We start from the raw sequence: 20490 nt of genomic DNA, 5'->3' as shown, positions 1-20490 counted from the left end.
TTGGTTGGGACATGGGGTCAGGTTCCTTGTCCCACGCTGGTATCGAGGAGGGGAATGACGATTGAGAAGAAAAACGTAAACGACTCGAGTTTACGTTTTTTTTAGGTTATAGCAAGTTTTCTTTCCTGTACAAAATTCACACCCCCTTCAACAATAACTTCTTTATCACTATAGTAACTCCTCTTCACATTAATATTTTCATATAGTTTGAGACACAAAATAAGTTTACCCGTTAGAAAAGAAATAGTCTAATTTATGAAGTGAATGAACTTATTTAAGAATAGTTTCTAAGAAAATGAATGGAAAACAATCAATCTAGTAAGGAAGTTGAAATGTTTATAGGTAATCGAAAGAGAAAATTTTAAAAACAGAAAATTTTCTGATATAAAAGTACTATTTTAAAAAAATAAAAAGGATAATTGAATATTAATTTAGAATATTGAATCTTGTAATAATTACATACTTGCTAGAGGGGGATTTATTAGTGGTTAAGAAGAAGCTTAAAAAAACAGCATTGGCAGCGGTACTTGGAATAAGTACCCTCTCACTAGGATTATATGGGCCTCCTGAGAAGGCTGCTGCAGAAGCAGTTTATAAGGAAGTTGCCTCCAATTATGGAGGGGCCCCGATTGATTTAGGCATTGCTAATGATGAGCGAATCATTGAGATGCTGAAAAAAGAAGGAAAATTAGCAAAAAATGCAAGCCAAAATGAAGCAGAAGAAGCTCTGCAAAAATATTTAAAGGGTAAAGCGGAAGGGGTCAAAAAGGAAACAAAGGATAAATTGCCAAAAGCCTTAGCTGAATTAGAAACAAAGGGCGAAAAAGAAGCATCTACTAGTCTTCAAAAAGGCAAGGGAAATAAATTAGGGCAGGCAAAGAAAAATAAGGTTGATTCAGTAGAAGAAGAAGCATATAACGGGGAAGTTCGTGAAGATAAAGTGCTTGTTTTAGCAATAGATTTCCCGGATTATGAAAAAAGCTCAATTACCAAAGAGGAAACAGATATGTTCTATGAAGACTACACACATGACCATTTCCAAAATATGATTTTTGGAGAAGATGGCTATGAAGGTCCGAATGGCGAAAACCTTGTCTCGATGAAACAATTTTATGAAGAGCAATCTGGCGGAAGCTATACGGTAGAAGGGGAAGTTGCTGGCTGGTATACAGCTGATCATGAAGCAGCTTATTATGGAGGGAATTATCCTGGACCAGATGATAGTGATGCACGTCCTCGTGAGCTAGTATATGAAGCATTAACAAAGGCTGGACAAGACCCTAATGTAAATTTAAGCGAATACGATGTATGGGATCGTGATGATTATGATGGTGATGGTGTTTATAATGAGCCAGATGGTATCATCGATCATTTAATGGTTATCCATGCAGGTGTTGGTGAAGAAGCAGGTGGTGGTGCATTGGGAGGAGATGCTATTTGGTCCCATCGCTGGAATCTAGGAAACCTAGTTGCTGTACCTGGTGGAACTTCTAATAGTGATCGTTTTGGTGGTTTACTTGGTGCGTATGACTATACAATTGAACCCGAAGATGGAGCAGCTGGTGTATTTGCTCATGAATTCGGCCATGATTTAGGTTTGCCTGACGAGTATGATACGCAATATAGTGGTGGCGGTGAAGCAGTAGCTTATTGGTCGATTATGGCAAGTGGAAGCTGGGCTGGTGATGTTCCTGGAACAGAACCAAGTGGATTCAGTGCTTATGCAAAGGAATATTTGCAAGGAGCACATGGAGGTAATTGGTTAAGTGGTCCAACCTTAAATGTGGAAGATATTACAAGCAAAGGAACAGAGCTTTTATTAGACGAAGCAGTAACAAAAGGAACAAATAATGATGCTGTTCGTATTAATCTTCCGGATAAAACAACCGATGTAAACATACCAGCAAGTGGTCAATATGAGTATTTTGGTGGCAGTGGAAATAATTTGGATAATTCCATGAAAACTACATTAGACCTAACGAATGCAACAAGTGCAGAGTTAACGTTTAAAACTTGGTATGATATTGAAGCAGATTGGGATTATGCATCTGTAAAAGTAAATGGAACGTCCATTAAAGGGAACATTACAACAACGGAAAATCCAAATGCTCAAAACCCAGGTAATGGTATTACAGGAAGCACAAATGGAGAATGGGTGGATGCATCCTTTGATTTAAGCGCATATGCTGGACAAAAGGTGGAAGTAGAATTTAATTATTGGACAGACGTAGCTGTAGCTAATTCTGGATTCTATGTAGATGATATTAAGGTAACAGTTGATGGTGCAGAAGTAGTAATAGATGATGCAGAAGGTGACTCTGTCTTTACTTTGGATGGATTTAAGAAGGATGAAGGTAAATTCTATTCTAAACATTATTATCTATTAGAATGGAGATCCCACAATGGAGTAGATGCAGGCCTTTCTCATATTCGCCGCGGTGCTAGCTTAATGAGCTACGATCCAGGTCTTGTTGTTTGGTACGTAGATGAAGCATATGGAGATAACTGGACAGGAATTCATCCTGGAGATGGTTATTTAGGAGTAGTCGATGCTGATCAGCATACTAATTACTGGAGTGATGGAGTGGTTGGAACTACACGTTATCAATTAAACGATGCAGCCTTTAGCTTAGGTAAATCAAGCAAAATGCTTTTAGATTATTCCGCTATTAACGGCACAACATTGAAAGATAACTTTACAAAGAGAACTCCACTCTTTGATGACAGCGCAGATTACAGCAATCCAGGAAACCTAGAAGCAGGGCGTAACATCCCTACTACTGGATTGAAAATTCGCGTAGTTGGCGAAAGCAATGACGGTACGGTAGGTAAGATTTTATTATTTAAATAGTAGGACAAGGGGGCAGGTTCCTTGTTCCAGCTCTAAATAAGTAGAGTAAAGAAGCAAAGGCTAGTTCTTTTGCTTCTTTATTAATTTGGAGGGAAACAGGGGAACGATTCTTCATCCTATTTCACAAAAATGCGCCTTAATCTTAATACACTACCTAAAATCCGTGGCTTCATTAAGAAGCTAATGGGTTCTACTAAATTCATGACTTTTATAAAATGATCATAGATATCCCGTTTTTCCGTAGACAATAGGTAAATTTGCTTGGCATACCATTGTTGAATCTTTAACTCTATTGGTTTCTTTCCTATGATATCGGGATAGCGGAAATCCTCGGTAATAACCATCTTCCAAATCGGGGCAATAATCTTTGCAACCTTATTATGAAAAGCGGTAATGGTTTCCTGCAAGGAACCCTTCTGCTCTTGAAGTATTTTCTGCAGCGCTAGTGCTTCTAATACAGCAATACTCATGCCCTGACCAAAGACAGGATCAATTCTGCAAATCGTATCCCCCATTAGCAAAAGCCCACTTGGAAATGCTTTTACCTTGTCTATTCGTTTCCACTTAATCTGTGGAACCCGGTAAATAGAGGGGTTAGTTAAGGGTGTTGCATGGAGCAGCTCATGATAGATATCTAGTTTAGGTAATTTTTTTGCAAGCTCTAAAAATCCATCATCTTTTTTTATAATTTCTTTTTCGGAAATAGCGTTAAGATAGCCTATCATCGTAACAATATATTGATCACCTTCTACTTTTGAAATCGTTCCGCCCACTTTTTCCTGGGGAGGATTAGGATAGATTAATTTTATTTTCCAGTCTCTCTTGGGATCTTCAGGAAGATTGAATTTTTGACTTACATACGTTAAACCGATTTCTACTTTTTCTTGGGGAATTGTGATTCCTTTTTTATGCAGCCAAGTGGATGTTAAGCTGGTTGCACCACTAGTATCCACAATGAGATCAGCATAGATTTGTTCGGTTTTTTTGTTTGGTAATTGTATTTCAACTCCATTGATTCTGGACTCGTCTGTTTGATATAAAAAGTTTTTAACAGTTACTTGGTATTTGGATGTAATATTAGGAATCTGCTCTATGTATTGCTCAATATGGTATTCAAGATGTGGGCGAGTTTGGAGGGTCGTTGTATATCCTCCGTCATAACGTAGCTTCCATCCGCCATGATGATACCATGATAAATCCATTGTGGAATTAATCTTGATAGCACCACTGCTGTAGAATTTTTCTGTAATACCCGGAAAAAGTTCCTCCATTCCATATTGTCCAGCGTGAAGAAGGGCATGCAGATGTTCTCCCTGTCTTGCACCTTTTCGTGGTGTTGGATCCATACTTTTTTGGTCCTTTTCTAGGATAATTACCTCTTTAAATTTGTCTGATAACACTCTGGCTGCAAGCTTCCCAGCAATGCCTCCTCCGATGATAATTGCCTTGTTTGTCTCTGTCATCCACATTTCCTTCTTTCTATCTGATTTCAGCATATGTAATGCTTCTTTTATCGGATTCCAATCTTCTAGTAAATTGAGAGCAGTCATCATTCTATTAAACGATAACATTGCTTTTATGAAATAGAAGCAAGCAGAAGGACGGTTCCTTCTTTAATTAAAAGAACAACTAGTTAAAAACAAATGTGTTTTTTCAACTTTCTTCCATATATGATAGACTAATAGCAGTACAAAAGATATAGAAAGTAGTGAGGGGAACAGTGAAAAAGATTTTAATCATTATGAATATAGTAGTATTAACGGTGCTGCTAACGTTAGTTATATTGTGGAAGCTTGATGTTATATATCTGAATATTTCTGCACCAGTAGAAAAGAGTAAGGAGATTTTAGGTAAAGATGAAGTGTCCTTATTACTAGAGCTAGAGTATCCGAAGCTTGGGGAGGATATACAAGTAGCCTATTCTTTGTATGGTGAACCAATATATGAATCAAATGGTCAGAAGGATTTTTTGCTGTTAAAGGAAGAAAGAGAAACGATATACATAAACTATGACCAGAAAGAAAAAATAGAAGCTATGAATTTTTATATAGAAGGAGCGAAGGAGGAAATTCGTAGTTTGGGAGAGAAACTACTTCCGACAGACAGCTCATTTTTAGATGAAGATCATGAGGAAAAAGAGAGAAAAAACGATGCCCTCCGTTATACAACAACCGATTATAAAGAAATCTATTACTATCGTTTAACAGAGGAACAAGGCTATGCGATGATTATGATATCAAATAGTATTACGGACTTTTTTGGGGAAGAAGAAGAGGGAGAGTTTCCAAATTATCATGTTGTAGTTTCTAAAATCACAGGATTTGATTTATATGGTGTAAATGATTGGGATGAGGGACCGTTAGAGGAAGTAAAGGAAGAGGATCATTATGATGACGTTTTGGAATCTAGTGAATCTGAAGCGGGCGAATTAGATTCTGCAGAAGCAGTTGAATTAGATCAATCTGCTGCATTGTTAAATAATGAAAAGATAAGGCATTCGGACTTTTTGCCAAATGCAAAAAATGGAATGATTGCAGGTATTGATATATCCCTACATGATCCAATTGGTTCTCTTATAGAAGATCAAATTGGACAGCCTGACTGGAGAGTATCAACAGAAGGAGGCTATCTTATCTATTATGATGATTATCAAGCTGGATTTGGCGTTCCTTATGATTATGAAGAGTATTCAGATTCTCCAATAAATTCCTATTACCTTCCCATTTTTCTAACGGGGGATGAAATTATCGAATACTTAGGAAAACCAACTAGTCAGGATTATAGTGAAGTAAGTAGTGGATATTACCTATATTATGATTTAGGAGAATATAAATTGTTTTTTGAGAAAAATACAGATGAACCAGCTGAACGGTATTACTCGGTTGAATTGAGAGATTAATTTCTTACAGGACAAGAAAAAGAGATATTTTCTCATCATTAATTCTGCAAGTAAGCTAAAAAGGTTAAGCCCCATAAAAGAAAAAGGACAATCACGTTATAAAAATCTTAAAACGTGATTGTTCTTTTTTATCCCTTTTTAATCAACTGCACTCGTCCTACTTGTCCATCTTCTAAACGAACTTTAATTCCATGTGGATGGGAGGCTGACTTTGTTAATATATCTTTTACAATGCCTGCTGTTCGCTTCCCGGTTCTTTGGTCTTGTTTTAGGACAATTTCAACGTGAACGCCTGGAGTGATGTCTTTTCTATTTTGCCCGTTCATTACACACCCATGCGTTTTCTTTGATTATTTGGTTTTTTCGTTAGCTGGCTTTTCATTTTCTTCGTTTTCTGATTGCCGCTCAAGCTTGCTTTTTCGCCTTGTCCTTGCTGCATTTTATTTGCTAACTGTTGCTTCATTGCTTCTTGTAAGCTAATTTTCTTTTTTCCTTCTTGCTCATTTGTCTGCTTATCGTTCACGGAAGTTTCCTCCATTATTATTGAAATAAGGTTCCTCTCCCCATCATAACAAAGGACGGGATATACTTCAATCAGGTGAGTGGGACAAGGAACCTGACCCCTTGTCCCCTCATATCCCCTCCTTTTTCTGAATAGGATGTAAGAGAACTGAAATGGATGGTGGTAATGATGAATCTGCCGTTAATTTTGTCTGGCCCAATGGTGCGCAGAGTGGAGGAAACTTGCGCCTATCTGTGGATTGCATTAAGTGAGAAATATCGATTAAACGCAAATCTTTATGCCATTCAACGCAATCAAGAGACAGAAGAATATGATTATCAGCCAATTGCAAGTAAAGCTGATACACAAATTGTTCGGTTAGGGAAACATTTATATATCTATTTGATTAAAATCCAGCCACAATCAGAAAGGTTTCCCACTCAAACCTTGATAGGATACAATATGGAATTTAAAAAAGGTATCGATACGTATGATTTAAGTGATTTCGAATTATTATCCCCCAATAATCCAGCATCTATTTGCTATGGAACCCTACACTATCCCACATTTTTTATTCCAGAAACAGATGAACGAAATATATTATATGGATCCTGTCGCAAGCTGCATGGAATTGGAGAAGATGCATTATGTTTGGGGGATGAAAAACTGCAGGAGTCCTATTTTCATTTGGAGAAAAGGCCAAGTGCTCTTTTTCTAACAGGCGATCAAATATATGCAGATGATGTCCCAGCGCCAATAGCGCCCTTTTTATCCTTATTGGGTAAGCAGCTAATAGGGAAGGAAGAACCATGGAGGGAATTATGTAAGGACCTTAAAAACAAAGCACTCCAAACAGCCATCAATCAAATAAATGGGAGACAAGAAATTATCAATAAATACTGCCAATTTACTTCGCGAAATGCTGCAAATCACCTTTTGGCACTTGGAGAGTACGCAGCTATGTACGTCATGAGCTGGAATCCTGAAATTTGGGAGCTGGCAAGAAGGATGGAGTATCTAAAGGGATTTGATGACTATTTAAAAGATAATCAGATTTATCTGGAAGGAGAGAAAGCGAAGGATAAAGTAAATGAAAGAAAAATAAGTACATTAAAAAAAGAATACACTGAACAGCAAAAGGAAACGGAAATGTTCCAGCAATGTCTGCCAAATGTACGCCGTTTATTGGCGAATATCCCTACTTATATGATATTTGATGATCATGATGTAACAGATGACTGGAATATTACAAAGGAATGGCAGGAAAAAGTGGCTAGTTCACCGCTCGGAAATCATGTTATTGCCAATGCTTTAACTGCCTATTGGGCTTTTCAAGGCTGGGGAAATGATCCGGCTGCTTTTCCAGAGTCATTCATTCCAAAAATAAGCAATTATACGAAAAAGCTAAAAGCGAATACCCCAGCATATGAAGAGTGGCTATACACACTATTATCCTTTCGTGGTTGGAGCTATGTTGCACCAACCAATCCACGAAGCCTTGTATTAGATACCAGAACCCAACGAGCCTATCCAGCGGAACAAACTTATGTTGTCGGAAATGTGCTTAAACAGCGGACAAATGGACCAAATTTAATTCGCAAAAATGAATGGAGGCATTTATCGGATTTATTATTTGCGAGCGGCTGGCATTCTCATACGCCATTAGTAATTATTTCTGCTACTCCATTATACGGCGTTCATATGATTGAATCTTTTTTGAAAAATTATATCCTGCCTCTTACTAATATCTTGCCATCACTGCAGCGAAGCTTAGATTTGGAATGGTGGAAATTCAACGGAAGAGGCTTTTTCTTTTTCCATCAACAAATAGCGGCATGGAATCCAAGTATGTGTATTATCTTATCTGGAGATGCACATATGGCCTCTTCTATTCAAGCAGAAGTCTATTTTCAGCAAGAAAAGAACCGAAGCCTACATCAAATCACAAGTAGCCCCATAAAAAATCAGTCTTTTGATGGATTATCGGGGTTTGCTTTAAAAAGCATTCTCCAGTTTAGACAAAGTCGGGCAAAGGAGCAGAAGCTGTCCCGGTATTGCGGACATGATTATGTCATTCATGAAAAGGAAGCAAACTCTCCTTATCTATGGAAGGAAATTATTGCCCATGAAGTTTTACCAAATAGTTCGTTGATTGATATGAAGAATAATTTAGGATGGTTGGCTTTTCATAAAGAAGGCTATACCCATCAATTTTTAAGGCAGGAAAAGGGACGATTCTTGTGAGCTTATTTGACTCACAGGAACCGTCCCTTCGAATTCTTTATTAATATTCCACCATCATTTTAGCTCTTGAAAGCTGAACGTTACTAAACGCAATTCCCCCTAATATAAGAACAACTCCAGTCCATTGTAATGCACCAACAGGTTCTCCTAAAACTAGCGCGGACATGGAGACAGCTACCGGAAGCTCAGATGCTGTTAAGATGGTGCCGAGTCCTGGACCAACCTTTGGCATTCCAATCGAATAGAGAAGAGGTGGTAGAACTGCCCCGAAAAGTCCGAGAAGTAATCCATATGGTGCAACCCCTATTAAAGTAGGTAAATCAACTAAATACACAGGTGGAAACACTAGAAAAACAACGAATAAACCACCTATGGATAGAAGACCACTCTTAAGTAAGGCTGGAGTATTTTTCCCAACTGATCCGCTAAGGAAAATAAAAGTCGCAAATGTGAAGGCAGAGAGTAAGCCCCATCCAGCACCTTGCCAGGAAATGTTCATCCCACCTTCTAAAGAAACACCCCCTGCAAGTATAGAGCCGAACAAAAGAATAATTATCGATATTACCTTCTCTTTTGTAGGCTTTTTCTTATAAAGGATCATTTCAAAAAGTGTACCAATCCATACAAACTGAAACAGTAAAATAATTGCAAATGATGCATTTATCGTCTGTAATGCTTCATAATAAAAGATTCCCGTTAAACCAAAGGGGATGCCAGATAATAGTAGTTTGATAGCTGGCACACGTGTAGCTTTATATGTTTTCGTAAACAGAACAAGTCCCCAAGTAATTAAGGTTCCAAATAAATATTGTGCTCCTGTTACCTCTGCCGCCGAAAAACCAGCTGTGTAGGCAAGTTTAACAAAGGTCGATAGAATTCCATAACAGCAGCCTCCTAAAAAAACGATGAAAGCATAATGCCATTTTTTCAAATTGATTTTCCTCCCAGTGAACGTAAAATAGCCACACAACGGTCTGCAGACAATTGTGTGGCGAAAATAGAGTTTCCTCTAGAAAAATCCACGTCCTAAAAATAAGGTTTTATTATTCATTTCGTCCTTTATTATAAAAACAACTATGCTAGTTGTCAAAGGGGTTCTTTTTCCATTCCTTTGTATGGAGATTATGAAAAATATGTGAAATAGTAAACAATGTTAAGCGTTTTACATACAACTAGAGTAAGATAAAGCTATAAAAGAAAGAAGGGAAGATAAAACGAAATGTATACCAATAATCAAACGTTTTCCGCCATCGACAGTTTTGATAAAAATGCACAAGTAAATTCCATTCAGGAGACAGGCTTTGATTCCAAAGGGCATTATCATTCAAATGCGATTACAATCCAAATACAGCTAAATCCTCATCAATGCGCAAATCTATTAACTTACGGCTACGCTGGGAAATTGCATAATGTTTATTTCACGATAAGATCCAATAATCACGCCGATTTTTACGCAAATTCAACAGAAGACATCCATCATCTTCTAAAAGTAATAAGCTAATAAGAAGTTACTAAAGATCAATCATACTTAGATTGTCCAGTTATAATTTGACAGGATGGGAGGGATCTCCTGCATTCCTTGGGTGTATTTACAGCATGGGCTAGTTTGGGGGAATCATGTCTCCAATAGACGGAAAAGTATATCTATACAAATAAATGAAACTAATGGAAAGCCAAAAGCGTATATATATACTAAGATGATTTCGGAGGTGTTACAATGATATTCTTATTGTTATTTGCACCAATAGCCATAGTGGTAGGGTTAGTGTTATATTTCGAAAAGAAATCTGGCATGACGACCCCTGATGAAAACAAACAAGCAGAAAAATTAGGAGAAGTTGTCCATTACAATCGCGTTAATTCCAGCGGTGGACCAGGAGGAATGGGTTGATATAATGAAGGAGAAACAGAGGAACGGTTCTTTTTGAGATTATTCAACTCATAAGAACCGTTCCTTTTATTTTATAAAGTGGGACAAGGGGGCCTGTCCCCATGTCCCATTATTTAATGACAACATAGTCTAAATCAACTAGTTTTGCATAGGAAATAATTTGGTCTGTTGTCAAATTTAAGGATACTACTGTATGGTGACCGCCGCCATTTTCGATCCAAGCTTTAACACCATCTTGGAAATTTGGTTTAATGTCCCATAGAACGCGAGCTACTGGTAGGTTTGGTGCTGGTATGTTTGGCTCAAATGCAGTAACTTCATTAATTAAAAGTTTGAAATGGGTACCAAAGTCTGCCATGGAAACAACTACCCCATCACCAGCTTTTCCATCAAATACTAGACGAGCTGGGTCTTCACGATTGCCAATACCTAATGGAGAAACAATAATCTTTGGTTTGTTGCTTGCTAAAGTTGGGTCTACTTCAAGCATATGAGATTGAAGAACGGCTTCTTGTCCCTCGGCTAATTCGTATGTGTAATCTTCCATAAATCCTGTTGATTGGTTATGACTCATTACTTTTAATAAACGATCAAGAGCAGCAGTCTTCCAATCTCCTTCACCAGCAAAGCCGTAACCTTGTGCCATTAAACGTTGAACGGCAAGACCTGGAAGTTGTTTCATGCCATATAAATCTTCGAAGTTCGTAGTGAAGGCGTTGTATCCACCGTCATCAAGGAAGCGCTTAATCGCAATTTCGTAGCTTGCTTGGACTTTTACACTAGATTCCCATTCTTCCTTACTGTATGTGCCATAATCAAATTCATAAAGTGTTTCATATTCGGCAAATAGATCATTTATCTCATCTTCTGTAACAGCGTTCACGTATTGAACAAGGTCACCGATGGCAAAATAGTCTACTGTCCATCCGAATTGTATTTGAGCTTCTATCTTATCTCCATCTGTAACACCAACATTACGCATGTTATCTCCAAAACGAGCAACCTTAATATTAAAGCTTTCATTATAAGCTACTGCAACATCCATCCAATCAGCTATTTGTTGTTGAACAAGTGCTCGCTGCCAGTAGCCGACAACCACTTTATTTTGTTTGTTTAAACGAGCGTTGATAAAACCATATTCACGGTCACCATGAGCTGCTTGGTTTAGATTCATAAAGTCCATATCAATGGTTGCCCAAGGGATACTTTCATTGTATTGTGTTGCTAAGTGAAGTAATGGTTTTTGTAATAGTTTTGTTCCGCGAATCCACATTTTCGCAGGAGAGAAAGTATGCATCCAAGTGATGACACCTGCGACTTCATCTCGGTAGTTGACTTCTTTCATAATGCTTGTGATTTTATCTGAGCTAACGGCTAAATCCTGTAGAACGAGTGGGTAAGGCAAGACTCCGCTTTCATTTAAAGCATCAGTCATTCTTTGGGCATTTGCTTTTACTTCTCCTAACGCTTCTTCTCCATATAGATGTTGTGAACCGACAACAAACCAAAATATTTTATTAGTTGACATTCTATTTCCCTCTTTTCCATTTATTAGTTTAGTAGTTTAAGTTATTTTACTTTTGACCGTAATAGGCATTTTTGCCATGTTTGCGTAAATAGTGTTTATCTAAGATTCGTTGAGGTAATTCTTCTGAAAAACGATTTAATTCTCGTGTAAATAAATTCATTTTTGCAACCTCATCTAACACGACGCTATTCATGACAGCAGAATGCACGTCTTTGCCCCATGTGAAAGGACCATGTCCATGCAGCAATACTCCAGGAATAGCTAAAATATCTAATCCACGCTCTTTGAAGGTTTCGATGATTACGTTACCAGTTTCCGCTTCGTAGCTACGATCGATTTCTTCTTGGGTTAAATAGCGAGCGCATGGAACAGACCCATAAAAGGTGTCTGCATGAGTGGTGCCCAATGCCGGGAGGTCCAGCCCTGCTTGAGCCCATATTGTTGCCCAAGTAGAATGAGTATGCACAATGCCTCCGATTTCTTGATAATGCTTATAAAGTACTGCGTGAGTAGCTGTGTCGGATGAAGGTCTAAAGTCTCCTTCTACTACATTCCCATCTAAATCAATAACAACCATATCGCTTGGTTTCATTGTTTCATAGTTAATGCCACTCGGTTTGATAACAAATAAACCACTTTCACGATCAATGGCACTAGCGTTACCCCATGTATATTTCACAAGCCCATGCTTAGGCAATTCTAAATTTGCATAAAATACTTCTTCTTTTAGCTGTTCTAACATGTTAAATCTTCATCTCCTTACTCGTGAATCATATTTTCGACGGCTACTTTCTCAATAGCTAACCCTTTTTTATAACGGGCAATAAATGCTTCAAATCCTTCTACGTCAAAGCGATCTGGATACATTTCTTGCTTATCAACCTCTTTAAATACTTGCTTGTCGAGGAAGTCTTCTAAACTATCATTTTCATCTTTGTTCCTCATGTAAGAAGCAAGAATAGCCATTCCCCACGCTCCGCCTTCTCCTGCAGTTGCCATTATGGAAACGGGAGTATTCATGGCAGCGGCAACAATTTTTTGACCGACAACAGGGGTTTTAAATAAACCACCATGACCTAAAATGCTATCGATTGCCACATCTTCTTGTTTCGTTAAAATATCCATGCCAATTTTCAATGCACCAAATGCAGAGAAGAGATGTGTGCGCATAAAGTTCGCTAAATTAAATGTACTTTCTGGTGACCGGACAAAGAGAGGGCGCCCGCTTTCTAAACCTGTAATATTCTCACCTGAATAATAACCATAGCTTAGTAGTCCACCACCATCTGGATCCGCTTCCAAAGCAGTACTCAATAAAGCTTCAAATAATTTATTCATATCAACCTTTTGGCCCATCGCCTCTAAAGATTCACGGAATAATCGCATCCATGCATTTAGATCACTTGTACAGTTGTTTGCATGAACCATTGCAACTGGGCTGCCATCTGGCGTTGTTACTAAGTCGATTTCTGGATAAACCTTTGAAAGCTCTTTTTCTAGAACAATCATTGCGAAAACAGAAGTTCCGACAGAGACGTTTCCAGTGCGTTTTCTCACACTGTTTGTTGCGACCATCCCTGTTCCCGCATCGCCTTCAGGGGGACATAATGGAATCCCTGGCTGTAAATTACGAGATCGATCGAGAATTTTTGCCCCTACCTCTGTTAATACACCTGCTTGTTCCCCTGCGGTTGCAACTTTAGGAAGAATGTCTTTTAGCTTCCAAGGGTATTCTTTCGCAGCAATTAATGCTTCAAACTGTTCAATCATAGCTTGGTTGTAATCCTGTGATGCTTCATTTATTGGGAACATTCCTGAAGCGTCCCCAATGCCAAGTGCCTTTTCGCCAGTCAATAGCCAGTGGATATAGCCAGCTAAAGTGGTAATATGCTCGATTCGTGGAATATGCTGTTCATCATTCAATATTGCTTGGTAAAGATGGGCGATGCTCCATCGTTCTGGAATATTGAATTGAAAGGCATCTGTTAATTTTTTTGCGGCAACGCTAGTTGTAGTATTGCGCCATGTCCGAAAGGGTACAAGTAGTTCGCCAGTGTTATCAAAGGCCATATATCCATGCATCATCGCAGAAAATCCAATAGAACCAACCGTTCGTATGGTGACACCATAGTTGCGTTCAACCTCTTGCTTCATTTCACTATAAGCTGTTTGGAGACCGTTGATAATATCGACTAGGTTGTACGTCCAAAATCCATCTTCTAAAAGATTTTCCCACTCATAGCTTCCAGATGCGATGGTTTCAAAGTTATGATCAATTAAGACTGCCTTAATTCTCGTGGAACCGAATTCAATCCCAAGTGAAGTTAATCCCTCAACAATTGCTTGTTTTGTATTTGTTTGATTGGTTTTCATATATTCCCTCCTTGATAGCGATTTCATCAATTGTAATCGAATGGAGATTCATTTGTTTCATTAGTACATATTCACCTTAATATATGTACGTACTTATGTCAATTAAAAGTATAAATGTACACACAAATGCCAAAGAACACGATTGATGTTTCTATTAATTTTTTAACAAGAACTGATTCGATAACCAATAAAATAATAGTAAAAGATGATGTTGATATTTGTATGTAATTTGTCTGGTTTGATAGGTGTTATTTTATTTTATTCATACATATGCTAGAATATGACCATACAAATATCGTGATTATCAAATTTGAATGGATAACAACATTGAAGGAAGTGCGTTAAATGAAATTAAAGTATCAAATCATCATTGATGAAATAAAAAGTAAAATTCTTTCTGGGGACTATCGTGTTGGAGAACAAATTCCTACTGAATCAAGCCTGCAAGAAAAGTACCAAGTGAGCCGTCATACTGTTCGAAAGGCGATTCTAGAATTGGCGAATGATGGATACCTGAGAAGCGAAAAAGGATCTGGTACTTATGTTAGTAATCAATATCAGTCAAAAACGAGCGGGAAATCTAATAGTAAAACAATTGGTGTTATAACAACCTATATTTCTGATTACATTTTTCCGTCAATTATCCGCGGGATTGAAGGGAGATTAAATGTAGAAGATTATTCGTTATTATTAGCTAGTACCAATAATGATGTGGAGCAAGAAAAGAAAGCATTAGAAATGATGCTATCCTTTGGTGTAGATGGATTAATTGTAGAGCCGACGAAAAGTAATTTATACAACCCTAATATTGCTTACTATTTATCCTTTAAAGAACAAGAGGTTCCATTTATAATGGTCAATGCTTATTACGAAGAGTTAGAGGTTCCCTTCTTTTGTTTAGATGATGTGCAATCTAGCTATCTCGCTACAAACGAATTAATTTCAAAAGGACACACCCAGATAGGGCTTATAGCAAAAATGGATGATTTACAAGGGAAGTTTCGTATGAAAGGATATATAAAAGCCTTGGGAGAAGCCAAACTGCGATTTCAGGCAGAGCATGTTTTTTCTTATACTACGGAGACTAAGTTAGATTTAAATAGAAACTTGAAGACGTTCTTAGATGAAAATTTAGAAAATATGACTGCTATTGTATGCTATAACGATGAAGTTGCATTAGAGGTTGTAAATGTATGCAGACAACTTACTATCTCGATTCCAGAAAAACTATCTATTATTGGGCAGGATAATTCTTATATTGCCAAAAATGCAAACATTAAACTCACCACATTAACACATCCCCAAGAACAAATGGGACACGATGCAGCTGATTGGATCATTAAAAAAATCCAAGGGAAAAAGGACGTGCAAAACGAAAATTACTATCAACCGCAAATAATAGAAGGAGAAACGGTTAAAGATTTAAAAGCAGAAGCAGAGGGACGACTCTTGTGAGGTCACAAGAAGCGTCCTTTTTTCTTATTAATTTTCTTATTTTGCTTAAAGGTCTTTTCTATAAGAGAAAGATAGTATTTAATAGATAGAAAGATAGATATAGTAGAAAAAGGATGAATATACTATACTAACCATTTTTAACATAAAAAGAAGAAATGGGAGGTCAGCATGGGGTTCAGAGATGGATTTGAATATGATATGCAAAACTTGAAAAAGGATATGGAAAAAGAGGTTCATAAGACTTGGACCGTTGATTATAAAGGACATTGTATTGAAGTTGTAAATAAAATGAAAGAGGAATATCTTATCATTGATGGAGTAACAGTTGCTGTGAATAAACGGAAATCTATCTTTTCACATCTTCTTCCTTACGTAAGTTTATCAGGGATTCTTACTTTGGAGAATGGAAAAAGGCAAAAAGTTTCTGTCAAAATTGGTGGATATATAAGCCTTAACTGTATCATTAAAATCGATAACGAGACTATTATGAATGAATCGCAAAGGCTGGAATTTCTGCCTTGGGAGCATAAAGACAAAATCATTCCTTTTATCCAAAAGCAGGTCCAAGAACATAATAGAATAGTAGATGGACACTTACCAGATGATGACTACTTTTTTGGTACAAATAAGCCAAGATTAGATCCTGGCCTTTTTGATCTGATTATCAAGGAACCGAAGACACCATTTTTTGTGAGCAAGCTCATGAAACTCTTTAAAGAGCAACTGGAAAATCCAACTGTAAAAGCAAGAAAAGCGACATATGAACAAATTATTTTTGACCATTTGGCCATTTATCGAGAAGAGGTCATTCGGGAATTAGGACAACTTGAAGTTGATGAGCAGGCGCTAAAGCAAGAGGCGTTATGGCTTCTTGAGCATGCGGCACATAGAGATGTTGTTAAATTTGCAATCCTTGTACTCGGCTTTACTAATTGTGAAGAACACCAAGAGCTTCTATATACAATAGGCTTGCACGATGAATTTACGTCATATGCCATTTTTGCTATAAGAAGTGGGGGGAAGAGAGTAAATGATCAAATATGGAAACTAGTGCAGTCAGTTCAAGGGGTGGGAAAAATGACAGCAATTGAGCTAGTGGAAGCCAAAACTCCTGAAATGAAATATTGGTTACTAACAAAAGGTTGTGAAAATAGAAAATTTCATGATTTTATTGCCCTCCGTTGTGCTACAAAGGGAGAGTTAGATGTGGCGCTCTATGAGAAGAGTATTTCGAAGGAACTATATACTGGAGCAGCCATAATGATAGAGGGATTATTAGATGACTCAAACCCAGACGGCATGGATCACTATCCGTATGCTAGTGCTGTATTGTCTCGTTTCCTTTACCATGCACAAACGCATTGTGAAACCTTGGAGGATTTCTACCCGATTATCAAAATTAGTGAATTTCTAAATGAGGATGAAGAAATTTGGGAAGAGCGATTTAACGAACAATGGAAACAACATGAACGTAAAGCACTTCAAGAAGCGGTAGAGGTCTATATTACTAATCCTAAATGGTCAAAGCTTGCACTAGCTGCTTTGCAAGAGAGTGAGGAAATTGATTTCCGTTCGATTGAGATTGCTCGATTCTATCAATTGGACATCACGTCTCTACTATTTGAATGGCTGAAGAAGGAACCAACAAACAGTATGTTATTTTTGGCTATAATGGATACAAGAGAGCTACAGTCTATTAAGGATCTTTGTGCCTTTGCACAATCTCATTTCTCTTTTTCAAGCTTATCAATAGAAGAAGAGAAATGTCTCGAATGTATTATACTAGATTTACATGATTTCGAGGGTGTTGGAGTACCATTAGTACAAGTAGCACTCGAATCTGCAAATGAAGACTTGCGCCTGCATGCGTTAAGTGTCTTGACAGCATGGTCATCAACTTTTAGACATCAACCAGAAATACAACAAAACCTTAAAATGATCACCACTACTACAAAAGAAAAAGAAGAACGGAAATTAGCTAAGCAGTTGTTGAAGTAGGGAAGTGGAGGGACGGGACATGCTTTACCACAACCGTCCCTCTATTTTTTTCTTTCCTATCCCTCTAAATGCTTTAAGTGATGGGGAAGAGGAATTTCAGGATCAACAAATTTATTATTAAGATAGATTCGGGTATAGGCATCTCTGTATTGAGTTGGAGTCATTCCTTCATAGCTTTTAAATAGCTTCATAAAGTATTTCTCGTCGATAAAGTGGAGCTCGTATGCGATTTCTTTTATGGTTTTATTGGTAATACATAGCATTTCTTTCGCTTTGTTTATTTTTAAAGTATTAATATACTTGATTGTGCTCATCCCTATCTTCTTTTTAAACATTCTCGTCAAATGGTCTGGATTAAAAGAAAATTTCTCAGCAATTTCTTTTACCGTTAAATCTTTATAAATATTGACTCGAACCCATTCAAGAATCTGTGTGAATTTTTGAGAGGATTCACTGTCCTGATGATGGGATTGAAGTAACAGCTGTGTGTATTGATTCGTCAGTTCCAGTAGCAAAGAGGTAACCAAATAATCAACAGCATAGGTACTATAATAATTACTATGAGAAATATCCAATATTTGTTTCATAAGAATTAAAGCCTTTGTGGATTGCTTCAAATGAAAATAAGATGGTAGAAAAACAGAACTATTTAGCACATCATTTGTTGGATGAATATCTTGAGTGAATAAATAATGTGATAATTGAGCTTTACTCATTTTATTTACATCTTTTCGGGGGAAAAAGTGCATCCAGTAAAAGCTTGCATTCTCCTTTGAAGCTGCAAATCCTTGATAGTGAATAGCAGGAGGAATTAATAATACATCCCCAGGTTTTACCTCTAATCTAGTATTATCTATTTCTAAATAAATCGTATCCTGTAGACCTAAAATGAGTTCATAATCGCCATTTAAACACATAGGTTTATGCTTCCATCCGGCATTACTAACAAATTGTCCACATTTAAAATACATTAATGGAACACTGATAGGAAGATTGAGTCAAGTTTTTGTGGGAGTTTTTTTAGCTCCCTTTTTATAAAATAAAACTTTTAATTTTGTATCCGCTTTCTAAATATTTTCTTTCATCAAAATTTCGTTTTTTTCTTTTTTTAAGGCTCTGTTAAAGGCAAATGTTGATATTTGATACCTGTCAAAAAACTTGATATAATTAACACAAGAACGAACATTCGAGGAGGTTTTCAAGGTGAGCAAAGCGTTTAGCAACTTATTAAAGCATATTGATAAATTGCCACACACTCAAAAAGAACAAGTTTATCAATGGGTTAAACGCTATGTTGAACCTTCTTCCTCCGCAGGTGGTCGTTTAATCAATGAAATGAGAGAAACTCGCTTCAAAGAAGGTTTTGAATGCCCTCATTGTACATCGGAACACGTTGTTCGATTCGGAAAGTACAATGGTCGCCAACGTTATCGTTGTAAGGCTTGTAGCAAAACCTTTACTGATACAACCAATACCGTCTTGTACCGTACCCGAAAAGGAAACGAATGGATTACATTTGTTGATTGTATGTTCAAAGGTTATTCCCTCCGAAAGTCCGCTGAAATCGTAGGGGTTACTTGGGTTACGCTTTTTTATTGGAGACACAAACTGTTAAACGCTTTAAAGCAATTGGATGTTGAACATTTTGAAGGTATCGTTGAAATTGACGAGACCTATTTCCTATACTCTCAAAAGGGACAACGTGGCATTACTGACCGTAAACCTCGTAAACGTGGTGGAAAATCCAAGCACAGAGGAATCAGCCACGAACAAGTTTGTGTCCTCGTTGCCAGAGACCGAACAAAAGCAACCATCTCCAAAGTTGCTTGTATGGGGCGTATTGTAAAACCGAAAGTCGATACCTTGATTGGTTCTAAACTATCCAAAGAAAACGTAATTGTAACCGATGCTTGGAGGGCTTACAAAACCTATGCAAAAGAAAAAGGTTTAGAGCATTACCGTATTAAATCAGACGGTGGCAAACACGTTATTAAGGGCTTATATCACATCCAAAATGTCAACGGTCTTCATTCTCGCTTAAAACAATGGATAGACCGTTTTAAAGGTGTGGCTACAAAGTATCTTGACAATTACCTTGCTTGGTTTTTATTTGTTGATAGTCGTAGTAACGAAAGTACAAATCAACATATAAAAGAATTCCTATTAACATCATTTGTATTTGAGATGACAGACACATATGACAGTTTGCGACAGTCAAAATTTACTGTGTAGTTTCCATTTGTTAGGGCAAAATATTTTATTAATCCCTTATGAAATTGGAGGTCATTTAATGCAAAGGTATTTAATCGGAATTGTAATGATTATTTGTGGAATAATACTCCTATTTATGGCAAAGGGAAGAAGTTTTTTAGAGATTGAACAGTCACTTGTGATTGCTTATTCCTTTTTAGTATTTGGTGTTATTTATATTTTTTATAAAATGCTTCGTAAGTGATTATTATCTCCGCAAATAAAGAGTTTTTTCGCCCTTAATAGTTCGGGAAACCAGTGAGAAGTGGTTTCCCGAACTTTTCTCCTAAAAATCAACATTAAAATTTAACAGAGCCTTTTTTAAAAACCTTTTAATCCCTGTAAGGCAAAGTGAATGGGTTTTCCAATCGCTTGATTTAAGTATGGCATGTTCTGACGCACGGTTTCTGTTACTAATTTTGTGGGTATTTTTCTTTTCGGTCGATGCTCTTTCTTTGATTTTTCCGTGGTCTTTTCCCATTTTCCATATATCGTTTGG

17 protein-coding genes are annotated in these 20490 nt (G+C 37.2%); 9 read left to right on the top strand and 8 right to left on the bottom strand.

Translation table 11 applies throughout. The features are described from left to right. The first annotated feature begins 484 nt into the window (after window positions 1-484). Window positions 485-2851: an immune inhibitor A domain-containing protein gene (locus ACTQ5K_RS09250; RefSeq protein ID WP_031538844.1), complete on the top strand. Its 2367-nt coding sequence runs from the start codon at window positions 485-487 to the stop codon at window positions 2849-2851. A 116-nt stretch (window positions 2852-2967) separates the two neighbouring features. On the opposite strand, the gene ACTQ5K_RS09245 is transcribed toward ACTQ5K_RS09250, so the two are convergent. After that, window positions 2968-4314 carry an FAD-dependent monooxygenase gene (locus ACTQ5K_RS09245; protein WP_441993826.1) on the bottom strand — a complete coding sequence of 449 codons (1347 nt, stop codon included), beginning with the start codon at window positions 4312-4314 and terminating at the stop codon, window positions 2968-2970. A gap of 257 nt (window positions 4315-4571) precedes the next feature. Here ACTQ5K_RS09245 and ACTQ5K_RS09240 point away from each other — a divergent pair, with 257 nt between their 5' ends. Beyond that, a complete protein-coding gene (locus ACTQ5K_RS09240; protein WP_048716817.1) occupies window positions 4572-5750 on the top strand; it encodes a hypothetical protein in 1179 nt (392 codons plus the stop codon). A 128-nt stretch (window positions 5751-5878) separates the two neighbouring features. Here ACTQ5K_RS09240 and ACTQ5K_RS09235 read toward each other — a convergent pair whose 3' ends face one another. Together ACTQ5K_RS09235 and ACTQ5K_RS09230 are read right to left on the bottom strand one after the other, a co-directional pair. Further along, window positions 5879-6076 carry a YwbE family protein gene (locus ACTQ5K_RS09235; RefSeq protein ID WP_031538847.1) on the bottom strand — a complete coding sequence of 66 codons (198 nt, stop codon included), beginning with the start codon at window positions 6074-6076 and terminating at the stop codon, window positions 5879-5881. Next, the gene (locus ACTQ5K_RS09230) at window positions 6076-6288 is read right to left on the bottom strand and encodes a hypothetical protein (protein WP_035416599.1); all 213 of its coding nucleotides are present in this window, start codon (window positions 6286-6288) and stop codon (window positions 6076-6078) included. The genes ACTQ5K_RS09235 and ACTQ5K_RS09230 overlap by 1 nt, the downstream gene beginning before the upstream one ends. 150 nt (window positions 6289-6438) lie before the next feature. Here ACTQ5K_RS09230 and ACTQ5K_RS09225 point away from each other — a divergent pair, with 150 nt between their 5' ends. Further along, a complete protein-coding gene (locus ACTQ5K_RS09225) occupies window positions 6439-8496 on the top strand; it encodes a hypothetical protein (protein ID WP_251629041.1) in 2058 nt (685 codons plus the stop codon). Between the two features lie 40 nt (window positions 8497-8536). Here the strand turns inward: ACTQ5K_RS09225 and ACTQ5K_RS09220 are convergent, their stop codons facing one another. Then, window positions 8537-9427, bottom strand: a complete 891-nt coding sequence (locus tag ACTQ5K_RS09220) for an EamA family transporter (protein WP_109768557.1) — start codon at window positions 9425-9427, stop codon at window positions 8537-8539. A gap of 288 nt (window positions 9428-9715) precedes the next feature. Between ACTQ5K_RS09220 and ACTQ5K_RS09215 the strand changes: the two genes are divergently transcribed. Both ACTQ5K_RS09215 and ACTQ5K_RS09210 read left to right on the top strand, forming a co-directional pair. Continuing rightward, a complete protein-coding gene (locus ACTQ5K_RS09215) occupies window positions 9716-9997 on the top strand; it encodes a hypothetical protein (RefSeq protein ID WP_031538852.1) in 282 nt (93 codons plus the stop codon). Between the two features lie 216 nt (window positions 9998-10213). Next, on the top strand, window positions 10214-10387 hold the full coding sequence (locus ACTQ5K_RS09210) for a hypothetical protein (protein WP_154708645.1): 174 nt from the start codon (window positions 10214-10216) through the stop codon (window positions 10385-10387). 109 nt (window positions 10388-10496) lie between these two features. On the opposite strand, the gene araA is transcribed toward ACTQ5K_RS09210, so the two are convergent. Genes araA through ACTQ5K_RS09195 form a run of 3 tightly spaced genes read right to left on the bottom strand, consistent with a single transcriptional unit; the run spans window position 10497 to window position 14288 of the window. Beyond that, window positions 10497-11915 (bottom strand): L-arabinose isomerase, encoded by a 1419-nt coding sequence (gene araA / locus ACTQ5K_RS09205; protein ID WP_031538853.1) that lies wholly within the window; start codon window positions 11913-11915, stop codon window positions 10497-10499. Between the two features lie 46 nt (window positions 11916-11961). Next, a complete protein-coding gene (locus ACTQ5K_RS09200; protein ID WP_031538854.1) occupies window positions 11962-12657 on the bottom strand; it encodes an L-ribulose-5-phosphate 4-epimerase in 696 nt (231 codons plus the stop codon). Between the two features lie 17 nt (window positions 12658-12674). After that, on the bottom strand, window positions 12675-14288 hold the full coding sequence (locus ACTQ5K_RS09195; RefSeq protein WP_031538855.1) for a xylulokinase: 1614 nt from the start codon (window positions 14286-14288) through the stop codon (window positions 12675-12677). A 345-nt stretch (window positions 14289-14633) separates the two neighbouring features. Between ACTQ5K_RS09195 and ACTQ5K_RS09190 the strand changes: the two genes are divergently transcribed. Both ACTQ5K_RS09190 and ACTQ5K_RS09185 read left to right on the top strand, forming a co-directional pair. After that, window positions 14634-15743 (top strand): GntR family transcriptional regulator, encoded by a 1110-nt coding sequence (locus ACTQ5K_RS09190; RefSeq protein WP_031538857.1) that lies wholly within the window; start codon window positions 14634-14636, stop codon window positions 15741-15743. A gap of 168 nt (window positions 15744-15911) precedes the next feature. Beyond that, window positions 15912-17741 carry a hypothetical protein gene (locus tag ACTQ5K_RS09185; protein ID WP_031538859.1) on the top strand — a complete coding sequence of 610 codons (1830 nt, stop codon included), beginning with the start codon at window positions 15912-15914 and terminating at the stop codon, window positions 17739-17741. Between the two features lie 56 nt (window positions 17742-17797). Here ACTQ5K_RS09185 and ACTQ5K_RS09180 read toward each other — a convergent pair whose 3' ends face one another. Next, on the bottom strand, window positions 17798-18712 hold the full coding sequence (locus ACTQ5K_RS09180; RefSeq protein ID WP_081836688.1) for an AraC family transcriptional regulator: 915 nt from the start codon (window positions 18710-18712) through the stop codon (window positions 17798-17800). 232 nt (window positions 18713-18944) lie between these two features. Here ACTQ5K_RS09180 and ACTQ5K_RS09175 point away from each other — a divergent pair, with 232 nt between their 5' ends. Together ACTQ5K_RS09175 and ACTQ5K_RS09170 are read left to right on the top strand one after the other, a co-directional pair. Continuing rightward, window positions 18945-19973 (top strand): IS1595 family transposase, encoded by a 1029-nt coding sequence (locus tag ACTQ5K_RS09175; RefSeq protein WP_031538861.1) that lies wholly within the window; start codon window positions 18945-18947, stop codon window positions 19971-19973. Window positions 19974-20031: 58 nt separating this feature from the next. Further along, on the top strand, window positions 20032-20196 hold the full coding sequence (locus tag ACTQ5K_RS09170) for a hypothetical protein (protein ID WP_155986770.1): 165 nt from the start codon (window positions 20032-20034) through the stop codon (window positions 20194-20196). Window positions 20197-20490: the final 294 nt, after the last annotated feature.

Source organism: Niallia sp. Sow4_A1 (assembly GCF_052116745.1).
Lineage (GTDB): Bacteria > Bacillota > Bacilli > Bacillales > Cytobacillaceae > Niallia > Niallia hominis.
Note: the sequence above shows the minus strand (reverse complement) of the source record. Positions and strands in the feature narration are given on the sequence as shown.

Bases quoted from the DNA above. Each gene is read 5' to 3' on its own strand.
- ACTQ5K_RS09245 (WP_441993826.1), bottom strand. From the start codon at position 4,314: ATGACAGAGACAAACAAGGCAATTATCATCGGAGGAGGCATTGCTGGG.
- ACTQ5K_RS09235 (WP_031538847.1), bottom strand. From the start codon at position 6,076: ATGAACGGGCAAAATAGAAAAGACATCACTCCAGGCGTTCACGTTGAA.
- ACTQ5K_RS09230 (WP_035416599.1), bottom strand. From the start codon at position 6,288: ATGGAGGAAACTTCCGTGAACGATAAGCAGACAAATGAGCAAGAAGGA.
- ACTQ5K_RS09225 (WP_251629041.1), top strand. From the start codon at position 6,439: ATGATGAATCTGCCGTTAATTTTGTCTGGCCCAATGGTGCGCAGAGTG.
- ACTQ5K_RS09215 (WP_031538852.1), top strand. From the start codon at position 9,716: ATGTATACCAATAATCAAACGTTTTCCGCCATCGACAGTTTTGATAAA.
- ACTQ5K_RS09210 (WP_154708645.1), top strand. From the start codon at position 10,214: ATGATATTCTTATTGTTATTTGCACCAATAGCCATAGTGGTAGGGTTA.
- araA (WP_031538853.1), bottom strand. From the start codon at position 11,915: ATGTCAACTAATAAAATATTTTGGTTTGTTGTCGGTTCACAACATCTA.
- ACTQ5K_RS09200 (WP_031538854.1), bottom strand. From the start codon at position 12,657: ATGTTAGAACAGCTAAAAGAAGAAGTATTTTATGCAAATTTAGAATTG.
- ACTQ5K_RS09195 (WP_031538855.1), bottom strand. From the start codon at position 14,288: ATGAAAACCAATCAAACAAATACAAAACAAGCAATTGTTGAGGGATTA.
- ACTQ5K_RS09190 (WP_031538857.1), top strand. From the start codon at position 14,634: ATGAAATTAAAGTATCAAATCATCATTGATGAAATAAAAAGTAAAATT.
- ACTQ5K_RS09185 (WP_031538859.1), top strand. From the start codon at position 15,912: ATGGGGTTCAGAGATGGATTTGAATATGATATGCAAAACTTGAAAAAG.
- ACTQ5K_RS09180 (WP_081836688.1), bottom strand. From the start codon at position 18,712: ATGTATTTTAAATGTGGACAATTTGTTAGTAATGCCGGATGGAAGCAT.
- ACTQ5K_RS09170 (WP_155986770.1), top strand. From the start codon at position 20,032: ATGCAAAGGTATTTAATCGGAATTGTAATGATTATTTGTGGAATAATA.